At 71.3% G+C, this 10,946-nt stretch carries 9 protein-coding genes and 2 pseudogenes; 3 read left to right on the forward strand and 8 right to left on the reverse strand.

The features are described 5' to 3' along the window. Positions 1-39 precede the first annotated feature (39 nt). Both ACFY1L_RS32260 and ACFY1L_RS32265 read right to left on the reverse strand, forming a co-directional pair. Positions 40-906 (reverse strand): annotated as a pseudogene (locus ACFY1L_RS32260) (chitinase); the annotation flags it as partial. A gap of 403 nt (positions 907-1,309) precedes the next feature. After that, positions 1,310-2,017 (reverse strand): lipoprotein, encoded by a 708-nt coding sequence (locus ACFY1L_RS32265; protein ID WP_388831907.1) that lies wholly within the window; start codon positions 2,015-2,017, stop codon positions 1,310-1,312. 75 nt (positions 2,018-2,092) lie between these two features. Here ACFY1L_RS32265 and ACFY1L_RS32270 point away from each other — a divergent pair, with 75 nt between their 5' ends. After that, complete coding sequence (locus tag ACFY1L_RS32270) at positions 2,093-2,884, forward strand: maleylpyruvate isomerase family mycothiol-dependent enzyme (protein ID WP_388831860.1); 792 nt, start codon at positions 2,093-2,095, stop codon at positions 2,882-2,884. A 150-nt stretch (positions 2,885-3,034) separates the two neighbouring features. Here ACFY1L_RS32270 and ACFY1L_RS32275 read toward each other — a convergent pair whose 3' ends face one another. Then, positions 3,035-3,838 carry a class I SAM-dependent methyltransferase gene (locus ACFY1L_RS32275; RefSeq protein ID WP_388831862.1) on the reverse strand — a complete coding sequence of 268 codons (804 nt, stop codon included), beginning with the start codon at positions 3,836-3,838 and terminating at the stop codon, positions 3,035-3,037. A 172-nt stretch (positions 3,839-4,010) separates the two neighbouring features. On the opposite strand from ACFY1L_RS32275, the gene ACFY1L_RS32280 reads away from it, so the two are divergent. Next, positions 4,011-6,083, forward strand: a complete 2,073-nt coding sequence (locus tag ACFY1L_RS32280; protein WP_388831864.1) for a DUF1996 domain-containing protein — start codon at positions 4,011-4,013, stop codon at positions 6,081-6,083. Between the two features lie 72 nt (positions 6,084-6,155). Here ACFY1L_RS32280 and ACFY1L_RS32285 read toward each other — a convergent pair whose 3' ends face one another. From ACFY1L_RS32285 to ACFY1L_RS32300, 4 genes are all read right to left on the reverse strand, one after another. Beyond that, entirely contained in the window at positions 6,156-6,437 is a 282-nt protein-coding gene (locus tag ACFY1L_RS32285) for a hypothetical protein (protein WP_388831866.1), read from the reverse strand. A 73-nt stretch (positions 6,438-6,510) separates the two neighbouring features. Further along, the gene (locus ACFY1L_RS32290) at positions 6,511-6,810 is read right to left on the reverse strand and encodes a hypothetical protein (RefSeq protein WP_388831868.1); all 300 of its coding nucleotides are present in this window, start codon (positions 6,808-6,810) and stop codon (positions 6,511-6,513) included. Between the two features lie 104 nt (positions 6,811-6,914). Then, entirely contained in the window at positions 6,915-8,492 is a 1,578-nt protein-coding gene (locus ACFY1L_RS32295) for a glycerol-3-phosphate dehydrogenase/oxidase (protein WP_388831870.1), read from the reverse strand. Continuing rightward, positions 8,489-9,088 (reverse strand): TetR/AcrR family transcriptional regulator, encoded by a 600-nt coding sequence (locus ACFY1L_RS32300; RefSeq protein ID WP_388831872.1) that lies wholly within the window; start codon positions 9,086-9,088, stop codon positions 8,489-8,491. Before ACFY1L_RS32300 ends, ACFY1L_RS32295 begins: the two co-directional genes overlap by 4 nt. Before the next feature lie 82 nt (positions 9,089-9,170). Here ACFY1L_RS32300 and ACFY1L_RS32305 point away from each other — a divergent pair, with 82 nt between their 5' ends. Continuing rightward, positions 9,171-10,769 carry an FAD-binding oxidoreductase gene (locus ACFY1L_RS32305; protein WP_388831909.1) on the forward strand — a complete coding sequence of 533 codons (1,599 nt, stop codon included), beginning with the start codon at positions 9,171-9,173 and terminating at the stop codon, positions 10,767-10,769. 8 nt (positions 10,770-10,777) lie between these two features. On the opposite strand, the pseudogene ACFY1L_RS32310 reads toward ACFY1L_RS32305, so the two are convergent. Beyond that, positions 10,778-10,946: pseudogene (locus tag ACFY1L_RS32310) on the reverse strand (IS110 family transposase); the annotation flags it as partial.

Raw genomic sequence — 10,946 nt, forward strand, 5'->3', positions numbered from 1 at the left:
GCGGTGGGGGGTGGGAAGTGCGCGCGGCTGTGGGGGAGTTCAGCCGGTGTACTGGGCGAAGACCCGTGTGTAGTCCCAGGCCTGCTGGCTCACGCCGGAGCAACTGTCGGCGCCGCCGCCGGCGCAGGGCCGGTCGCGGTTGGCGGACCAGAAGGTGAGGCGGGCCAGGTGATGCTGCTGGGCGTAGCCGAGGATGGTGCGGAAGTCGGCGACGGTGACCTTCTCGTTCTGGTCGGTGATCCCGTTCATCGAGGAGATGCCCATGGTGCGGTAGGCCCGGTCGTCGCTGTATCGGTAGGCGTTCTTGAGCGCGGACTTGAGGCCTTCGGCGGCCTGGAGCGTGAGCGTCCCCATGTTCTTGCCGGCGCCACCGAAGTCGAACGGCATGATGGCCCAGGCGTCCACGGAGAGTCCGGACGCGGCGGCCCGGTTGATGAGGCTGGAGTCGGGTCCGCTCTGGTCGGTGCCGATGGTGATGTACACCTTCAGGCCGGGGTTGTTCGCCTTCACGGTCTTGAGCGCGTCGACGGTGCGCTGCTGCACGGTCGGGTTGCTGTAGGCGTCGGCCTCCAGGTCGATGTCGATCGCCTTGAGGCCGTAGGCGTTGATCACTTTCTGGTACGCGGCGGCCAGTTGACCGGCACTGGAGCAGGAGCTCTCCAGCTTGTTGCCGCTGTATCCGCCGAAGGACGGGATGACGTCACCGCCGCCTGCACGGACGGTCTTGACCGTCTGCTGGTCGACGCCGCCGGTGAGCGGACGGCTGCCGTCCCACTGAGGGTTGCAGTTGCCGTTGCTGAGGACGAAGGCGAGCGTGAACCACTTGACGCCGGTGGCGCTGGTGATCGTCGTCGGGCTGGGCGGGCTGCCCCAGCCGTTGTAGAGGTACGGCGCCACGGCCATCGTCGGCGCGGCCACGGCTGTCTCGGCGGCTCCGGCGGGAGGAGCCGCGGTGAGTGCAGTGGCGGACAGGGCGAGCAGGGCTATGGCGAGGCTTCCGCGCAACGCGGAGCCGGGAGTGGGGGGTTGGGGCTTCATCTCTGGGTCGCAGCCTTTCGCCGTTCACGTGAGTGAACATTGGGCGTACTCGTGAAGCTGTGCGACCCGGAACCTAAAGGTCTGAACCAAAGACGTCAAGAGATGAAGCAGGAGTGGTGTGAGTTGGTGCCGTCCGTTCAAGAAATTGAGCGGTGGCGGGACTCCATCATCGGGAGTCCCGCCACCGCTGCCATGTGCCGCTGCGGGTCAGGCGCACGCCACCCGGGTCTCGGTGCCGAGGCGAATTACGAGCCGTCCGCCCCGAACGCCGCTAAGCCGTGCGGAGCGTGCGCTTGGCCAGTTCGTACGCGGGGAGCATCGCCCGGTGCTCGCCGGTGTCCAGTCCGCCGAGGTGTACGACGACCGGTCCGCGCGCGGTGGTGACGGCGAGGGCCCGCTCCGGCTTGGTCTCGTCCAGGAGTTCGCTCGTGTACAGGTATTGCACCTCGACTCCCTTGAGGCCACCCGCCTTGAAGTCCTGGTACTTCGCCTTGCTCGTACTGCCCTCGGCCGCCACGAAGGCCTCCAGGACGGTCCGTGCGTCGTCGTCGCCCGGTTTGCCGGTCCAGACACGGAGGAAGCCGATGTGGCCGGCGGGCTTGGCGTCCACCTCGCACGCGGCCGTGACCGGGCCCTGGTGCAGGAGGGCGTCGGCCACCTCGCTGCCGAGGTCGTCGGTGCCGTCGCTCGAGGCCTTGTCCGAGGCGGCCCCGGCGTCGACCGCCTCCGCCTTCCACTCCTTGGCGATGTCGAACGTGACCGGGAGCTCGCAGGCCGAGCCGGACGCCCCGATCGTCCCGCCCCGCTCGGCGACCTCCGCGCCCGCAGCGGACCCGTCCGCCGTCGCCGTGGCTTTCGCCGACGTCGACGCGCTCGCCCGAGTCCCGTCCTCCTCCGCCCCCGCGCAACCCGTCAACACCCCGGCCAGCAAAGCCACATGGGCCAGCCCCCGCCGTGCGTTCCCCGCCCCGACCAGCATTTTCATGTCTCCTCTCGATCAGGCGGGACACAATATCCGAGGACCTTCGGCGGGCGGATGACGCATGATGACCCGGTGACTTCGCTGACCTTCAACGACTACTGTCACCACCTCGAATCCCAGACCGACCTGCTCAGAAGCCAGGTCGCAGGGGCGGACACAACAACTCCGGTGTCCACCTGCCCCGGCTGGGACCTCGGCCGGCTGCTGCGGCACGTGGGCGGAGACCACCGCTGGGCGGAGGAGATCGTGCGGACGAGGGCCACCGCACCCGTCGCCGACGACTGCGTCAACGACCCTGCCGTATACGGCCACTTGGACGGCGCGTCACTGGACACCTGGCTCCGCGAAGGCGCCGCGAAGCTCGGCGCCACCCTGCGCGGCGCCGGACCGGACGTGCGGGTCTGGACGCCGGCCGACGGGGCCGTCGTAGAGCAGTCCGCGCGGTTCTGGGCCAGGCGCATGACCCACGAAACCCTCGTCCACCGGGCCGACGCGACGCTCGCGACCGGCGGGGAGTTCACCGTCGACGACGACCTCGCCGTAGACGGTGTTGAGGAGTGGCTGCAGTTCGCGACGGTCCCCGAGGCGTACGAGTCCGGGCCGGACGCGCCCGGCCTGCTCGGTCCCGGCCGTACGCTGCACTTCCATGCTGCCGGCGTCGGCGAGTGGTTCGTCGACCTGACCGGAGACCGCCCGTCCTGGCGTCCGCGGTCCGCCGAGGAAGCCGCCGCGACCGTGCACGGAACGGTGACGGACCTGCTCCTGTTCCTCTACCGGCGCCCCGCCCCCGCCCTCGAGACCCGAGGCGACACGACACTGCTCGAACTCTGGCTGAACCGCACCGGTTTCTGGCTGGAGGCGTAGCCCGTGGGGCGCAGCGGACGTGCGGGTGCGCCCCACCTGTCGACTAGGTGGCGATCGCCAGCTCCGCGTCCGTGAAGGGCGCGTACGACGAATCGACGTCGCTCTCGCCGCCACTGCCGTCGCAGCCGCGGTTCGGGGTCGGTCACCGGTCTACGCCCCCGGCTTCCGTCCCCGCACCGCCCAAGCCCGGGCCCGGAGTGCGATCGATCCGTCAGGGCTGGTCGGCACCCGCTCCCGCAGCGCGGCGCGCAGCCGCTCCCGGGCGGCCGGTGCGAGGGGGGCCACGTAGCCGGGCGCGGGTCCCTGTCCGGCCAGGAAGGGGTCCCACAGGTCGGCGAAGTCGGCGAAGCGCGTCGGGATCTCGAGCGGTGCGACCGTCACCTCGACGAGCCCCGCCCCGTCCCACAGCCGCCGGAGGGGATCCGGTCGGCACAGCGAGAAGCGGCGGCCCTCGTCGAGTGCGGCAGCCGACGGATCGACAGTGGTCGCGGCGCCCCAGAAGTGCCGTAGAAACGCCATGCCTTCGCCGTAGTCCCACACATACGCGGAGACCAGGCCGCCGGGCGCCACCACCCGCGCGGCCTCGGCCACCGCAACGCCCGGCTCGGGAAGGAAGTTGAGGACCAGCCCGCTGACGGCCAGGTCCACCGAGGCGTTGCCCACCGGAAGGGCCTGCGCGTCGGCCCTGGCGAAGAGCGCGGGGGCGGACGCATGCGCCCGAGCCGTGGCAACGAAGCCGGCGGACCGCTCCACCCCGAGCAGCGTCCGGGGTCGGCAGCGGCGGGCCACGGTCGACGTCAACGCTCCCGAACCGCAGCCGATGTCCAGCCAACGGCCCCCGGGCGCGGACGCCAGCCAGGTGACGAACTCGTCGGCCACGAGTCGGCTCCACCGCCCCATGTACCGTTCGTACGCATCCCCGGCGGTCCACACGTCGAAGTCGTGCCCGGCCACGTTCTCACTGTGCCGTGCTGACCCGGTTTGCGCCACGTGTGGGGATGTGGGGGCACGCGCTTACTGAGAGGTTCCTATGAATCTGTGGGGCACTTGAACACGCGCGAGCCACCGTCCGTATGGGGTCGAGGGATTTCCATGCCTGACCGTCATGACCTGTAGGAGAACTCTCGTGGGACGCAACACGCGCAGACGCCCAACAGGCCCGCGCCGCGCAACCTTCGCGGCATTCGCGCTGATGCTGGGCGGAGGCGGTCTTGTGGCGGCCAACGTCTACGCCTCGGCGACGGAAGGCGGTTCGGGCTCCGAGCAGACAACGCGCAGCGCCGCTGCCGGCACGATCGACTGCCCGGACGTCGGCAGCAAGCTGACGCAGGTGCCGGACCAGGCGCGGGGTGATGTCGACAAGGAACTCGCCGCCATGGACCAGCAGATAGCGGAGGCCTATCAGCGGTTGCAGGCGGCGACGCCGGAGCAGCGCCAGGACAGCGGCTACACCGACGACACGGTCATGAAGCCGCTGAAGGAGAAGCGGGCCGAGTCGCTCGACCGCATCGGCGGCGCCATCGAGCAGGCCGGTGAGCGTCCCGAGGGGCTCGACTCCATGGCGGACTGCTCGATGCGCACCTGGAACGACCAGAACGGTGGCCAGGACGCGGGCGGCGACGATCAGAACGGCCAGCAGGGGCAGGGCGACCAGCAGAACGGCGGCGGCCAGCAGAACGGCGGCGGCCAGCAGGGCGGCAACGGAGGCCAGGCCGGCAACGGTCCGGTCGCCGCGGACTACCAGGACATCAACACCGTCCAGCCCAACGCCGCGGCGCCGAACCTCAACTCATTCGCCTCCAAGGGCACCTTCACCACCAGCTGCGGCGTGAACGAGAACGGGCTGTTCAACTCCGACAACGTGATCGTGGCCCCGGGTGTCACCAACGGCGCCCACCACTTCCACGACTACATCGGCAACCAGTCCAACAACGCCTTCGCCAGCGACGACGACCTCGCCAACGCCGACACGAGCTGCGAGAACCCGGGCGACAAGTCCACGTACTACTGGCCGGTGCTGCGTCTGCAGAACGGCAGCCAGGAGCAGGACGCCAACAAGCCCGGCGGCGGCATCGAGGGCAACGCCGGTGAGATCGTCCAGGCCAAGCAGGTCACGCTGACTTTCATCGGCAACCAGCAGAGCAAGGTCACCGAGATGCCCCGCCTGCTGCGCATCATCACCGGCGACGCGAAGGCCTTCGTCAACGGCACGGCCAACGCCAACGCTTCCTGGAGCTGCACCGGTTTCGAGGACCGGCAGCTGAAGGACAAGTACCCGCTGTGCCCGCAGGGCAGTGACGTGGTCCGCACCTTCAAGTTCCAGAGCTGCTGGGACGGCCGCAACATCGACAGCGCCAACCACCGCACCCATGTGGCCTTCGCCGACGCGTCCGGCAACTGCCCGAACGGCTTCGAGGCCATTCCGCAGCTGGTGCAGCGCATCGTCTACGACGTCGACGCGCCGAGCCTGCAGGACGGCGGCCGTACGACTCCGCTGTTCGCGGTGGACTCCTTCCCCGAGCAGCTGCACAAGCCGGCCACCGACCACGGCGACTTCATCAACGTCTTCGACGAGTCCCTGATGAAGGAGATGGTGTCCTGCATCAACGGCGGCCGGAAGTGCGGCGCCGGAACCGGCGAGGACCCGGGCTCGGACGACGGGGCGACCCAGCAGCCGTCGGAGAACCCGACCGAGCAGCCGAGCGAGCAGCCCACCGAGAAGCCGACGGACCAGCCCTCCGAAGAGCCGACCGCCCAGCCGACCGAGACGGCCACCACGCCGCCCGCCGGTGACGACGGCAACGGGAACAACTCCGGCGACAAGGGCGACAACTCCGGCAACGGAGGCGATGACCAGGCGACGGAGCCTACCGCCGCGGCCTCCGATTCCGGCCAGTCGACCTCGAACGACGACGAGCCCACCATGTCCAGCACGACGGAGCCCAAGGTCTACTCGAAGCCTTCTCTGGCCAAGAGCAGCGCGGCCGCCGCGGGCAACGGCAGTGACAACGGCTCCGGTTCCGCGCAGTCCCAGGCTCCGAGCGGGAGTGGCGCCGAGGCCGCCGGTCAGACCGAACCCCAGGCGGTACAGGGCGGACTGGCCGAGACGGGCACGACCCTGTGGCCCGCTGCGATCGGCACCGTCCTCCTGGCCGCGGGCCTGATCGTGCTCACCCGCACGAAGCGCCGCATCATCTGACGGACGGCGTCGACAGGGGCGCTCGATCCTGCCCGGCAGCAGGATCGAGCACCCCTGTCTTCACGCCTTGGATCAGTTCCCTTCCGCGGGGTGCGTGACCGCCTGCCGGACGTCCGTCTCGACCTCGTTGCGCGGTTTCCCCGAGTCCTTCGCGTACTCGTTGACCGCGGTCCGTGCCTCACGGGCGAGGTCGCGCCAGGCGCGCCGAGCGGTCTCGTACGTGTCCGTCTGCCGCTTGCTCCAGCCGCCCTCCTGAGACGGCGGCCCGTACGAGTGGCGCAGCTCATCGACCCGGTGGTGCGCCTGGTCGGCTGCGCGCTGTTTCTCTACCAGCTCGTCGAAGTTATGTGCCACGCAAACGCATCATATGGGGGTATTTCGGATCCCGCGCGCCGAGCCACCGGCCGCCAGGGAGGACGGTCGTCGGTCAGTCGGTGATCCGGTGGTGGATGGCTTGCCGGCCCGTCGCTTCTGCGAGCCGGTGGGCCATGTCGGCCACGATGAGGTCGGCGGTCTCCGGGGAGGGGGCGTCCTCGACATCGACGTACCAAGTGCCGAGTAGCTCCCACGACGCGCTGACGGTCGCTGGGCCGGTGCGAAAAGTGAGCACGTCCGAGTCCTCCAGGATCTCGCATTCGAAAGATCCGGGCTGCAGGACGGCTGCGAGGCTGTTGCCAAGGGCCGGCCAGTCCTCGCCGTCTGCTGTGCTGATCGTGTACTCGGGCATGGAGGCATCATGCACTGGTTGTTGGCGGGGCGGTGGTCAAAAGTAGGCGCGGTTGGGACCGCCGCGGTGAGCAGGACTCGGCCGGCCGCGGGCCCGACCGAGTCTCAGCCCCTGTGGGCCAAAGCCTCTCCCAGCAGCTCGCGTACGGCGTCCAGGGCCGCCGCACGGTCGGACGGCACCACGCCGATCCGGGTGCGGCGGTCCAGCAGGTCGGACTCGTCGAGGGCGCCCTCGTGGCGTACCGCCCAGAGGAGTTCCGCGGCGGTCACGGGGTGCCCCGGCACGACGGGCTCGCCCAGCCGGGGATCGTGGTCGCCGAGGGCGTGGACGGCCGGTGCCTCGGTGCCGTAGCGGCGGATCAGGTGGCGCGGTGCCCGCAGGGCGGCGAGTGCCCGGGGGGACGCGGCGCCGACGAGCGGGAGCGAGGCGGTGGGGGAGGGGCCGGCGGTGAGGCGGCGGGCGGCGACGGCGGCGTCCACTGCGTCCTCGGCCATGCGGCGGTATGTGGTGAGCTTGCCGCCGACCACGGTGACCACGCCCTCGGGCGAGGTGAGCACGGCGTGCCGCCGGGAGATGTCGGAGGTCCTGGCCGCGGCTGCGGAGCCGGCCTCCGGCGTGGTGTCCAGCAGGGGGCGCAGCCCCGCGAAGGCGCCCACGACGTCCTCGCGCCGGACCTGGACGTCCAGGACCGAGCCCAGCACGTCGAGCAGGAAGCCGATGTCCGACTCGGGCGCCTCGGGTACGTCGGGGATGTCGCCCTCGACGGGTTCGTCGGTGAGGCCGACGTAGACCCGGCCGTCGCCCTGGGGCAGGACGAGGACGAAGCGGTTGGTCTCGCCGGGGATCGGGATGTGCAGGCCGGCCGGCAGGGGGCCGAGGTGCTCCGCGCGCAGGATCAGGTGGGTGCCGCGGGAGGGCCGTATGCGAATGCCGTCGACCAGGCCGCCCGCCCAGACGCCGGAGGCGTTGATCACTGCGCGGGCCCTGATCTCGCCCTCCTCGCCGGTGAGTTCGTCGCGGACGCGGGCACCGGAGCCGGTGAGTTCCAGAGCCCTGACCCGGGTCAGGATCCGGGCGTCGCGGACGGCGGCGGTGCGGGCGAGCGCGGTGACCAGGCGGGCGTCGTCGACGAGTCGGCCGTCCCAGGACAGCAGTCCGCCACGCAGGCCGTCGGTGCGCAGCGCGGGGGCCAGATGGCGGGTCTCCACCGCGGAGAGCCGGCGCGGCGCGGGCAGCGTGGCACGGGCCGTACGAGCCGTCAGCCGCAGCGTGTCACCGGCCCGGAAACCGGCCCAGGCCAGCGCCGCCTGGCCGCGCGAGACCAGCGGGGTGAGCGGCAGCACGAACGGCTGGGCGCGGACCAGGTGCGGTGCCGTGCGCTCCATCAGCACGCCCCGCTCGACCGCGCTCTCGTGGGCCACGTCGAGCTGCCCGGAGGCGAGGTAGCGCAGCCCGCCGTGGATGAGCTTGCTGCTCCAGCGGGAGGTGCCGAAGGCCAGGTCGTGGGCGTCGACGGCGACGACGGACAGGCCGCGGGCGGCGGCGTCCAGGGCCGCTCCGGCGCCGGTGGCACCGAGGCCGACGACCAGGACGTCCACGACGGGACCGCCGACGGTCTCGGCCAGTTCGCGCGAGCGTCGGGCGGCGGACAGTGACGATCCGGAGGCGGGGCTGTGACTCATGGCGTGAGGGTCCTCTCCAGGATGGAGCGCAGCTCCGCGAGGAAGGCCGCGGAGGAGAGCTCGGGGTCGTCCTCGTCGGTCATGGTCCGCAGGGACAGGGTGAAGGACTGGACGATCAGCAGCACGGACCGGGCCTGCCGCTCGGGGTGGCCGGCGCGGACCGAACCGTCGGCATGTCCTTCCTTCAGACCGTCGACCAGCAGCCCCAGGAGGGCGATCTGGCTCGCTCCCCGACGGTCGAGGACGTAGGGCAGGAGCAGTTCCGGGTCGACGTCGACGATCTTGCGGAAGAGGGGGTGGGCGCGGAAGGAGTCGACACCGGCGACGAGCCCCTCCACGAGCAGGGTGCGCGCGTCAGCCCCTTCTCTGCGCTCGGGAATCGCCCGGGTCGCCACGTCGACCCATTCGCGGGTCATCAAGTCGCCGACCAGGGAACGGACATCGGGCCAGCGCCGGTACAGCGTCATCCGGGAGACGCCCGCGCGGCGGGCCACGTCGGTGAGGGTCGTGCGGCGCACCCCGACGGCCAGGACGCAGTCCCGCACCGCGTCGAGCACCGCATCACTGTCCGAGCTGTTGTGACGAATAGGCGTCATGTGTCACAGTGTAACGCCTCGGCGCCCCGTGCGGTGCGCCGGACGACGCAATCGCTCGAATCAACCGGTGAGGACGACAGCCATGGACATGCTGTGGAGCGGCTGGGGCGACCCGGCCAAAGCCACACCGCTGCCCGACACGGTGATCGGGCTGCTGCGCGATCTGCTGGGCGTCAAACCGCGCAGCGCCGAGCCGGTCGGCCTGGACGACATCGCCGTACCGGAAGGGCAGTTGGAGCCCGCCGTGCACCGGGCCCTCGCGGCGGCGGTCGGCGGCGAGGAGCACCTCCGCACCGACGCGGAGACGCGGATCCGGCACACACGCGGCAAGTCCACGCCCGACCTGCTGCGCATGAGGCAGGGCGACGTCGCCGACACCCCGGCGGCCGTACTCCTCCCGGCCGGCCACGACGAGGTCCTCGCCGTGCTGCGGGTCTGTGCCCAACTCGGCCTGCCTGTCGTCCCGTTCGGCGGCGGTACCTCAGTCGTCGGCGGGCTCGCCCCCGGTCGGCGGGGCACCTTCGTCGCGCTGGACCTGCGTCGCATGGACGGACTGCTCGCCCTCGACCCCGTCTCCCGCACCGCCACCCTGCAGCCCGGCCTCCGCGCCCCGCAGGCCGAGGCGCTGCTCGCCGAACACGGCTTCACCCTCGGCCACTTCCCCCAGTCCTACGAGTGGGCCACCATCGGCGGATTCGCCGCCACCCGCTCCAGCGGCCAGGCGTCCGCCGGTTACGGCCGCTTCGACGAGATGGTCCTCGGCCTCACCCTCGCCACCCCCGAGGGCACCGTCGACACGGGCCGCGCCCCGCGCTCGGCGGCCGGCCCCGACCTGCGCCAACTCGTCCTCGGCTCGGAGGGGGCGTTCGGCATCATCACCTCCGTGACGGTCCGCATCCGTCCCGTCCCGAAGTCCCGTGTCTACGAAGGCTGGCGCTTCCCCTCCTTCGAGGAGGGCGCCGCCGCACTGCGCCGGCTCGCCCAGGACGGGCCGCGCCCGACCGTGCTGCGGCTGTCCGACGAGACCGAGACCCTGATCGGCCTCGCCCAGCCCGACGCGATCGGTTCCACGGATGCGCCAACCTCCGCCGGGTGCACGGCAATTGCAGGCTACGAGGGCACGGAGGAGGACACCTCATATCGGCGCGAGCGCGCCGCGGCCGTCCTGCGCGAGTGCGGCGGCACACCCCTGGGCGACGAGCCCGGCGAACGCTGGGCGCACGGCCGCTACTCCGCCCCCTACCTGCGCGACGCCCTGCTCGACGCGGGCGCCTTCGCCGAGACGCTGGAGACGGCGACCTTCTGGTCCCGCATCCCGGAGCTCTACGCGGCCGTACGCGACGCGCTGACCGGCACGCTCACCGAGGCGGGCACCCCGCCGCTGGTCATGTGCCACATCTCCCACGTCTACGAGAACGGCGCCTCGCTCTACTTCACCGTGGTCTCGGCCCAGGGCGACGACCCCGTCGCGCACTGGACCCGGGCCAAGCACGCCGCCAACGAGGCGATCCTCGCCGCCGGTGGCACCATCACCCACCACCACGGCGTGGGCACCGACCACCGGGACTGGTACGTCCGCGAGGCGGGCCCGCTGGCCGTCGACGCCCTGCGCGCCGTCAAGCGGCGACTGGACCCGATCGGGGTGCTCAACCCCGGCGTGCTCCTGCCCCTGGATTCCTAATGGAGTTGTCAAGTGGCCGGAGTGACGGGCGGTATGGGGTTGTAACACCGTCCGTCACGAAGGAGGGCCCACAGGACGTTGACTCGGCGTCGGGCGAGCGCCATGACGGCCTGGCTGTGTCGTTTGCCTTCGGCGCGCTTGCGGTCGTAGAAGCGGCGGGATTCGTCGCAGCAGCGG

Source organism: Streptomyces sp. NPDC001663 (genome assembly GCF_042893105.1).
GTDB lineage: Bacteria > Actinomycetota > Actinomycetes > Streptomycetales > Streptomycetaceae > Streptomyces.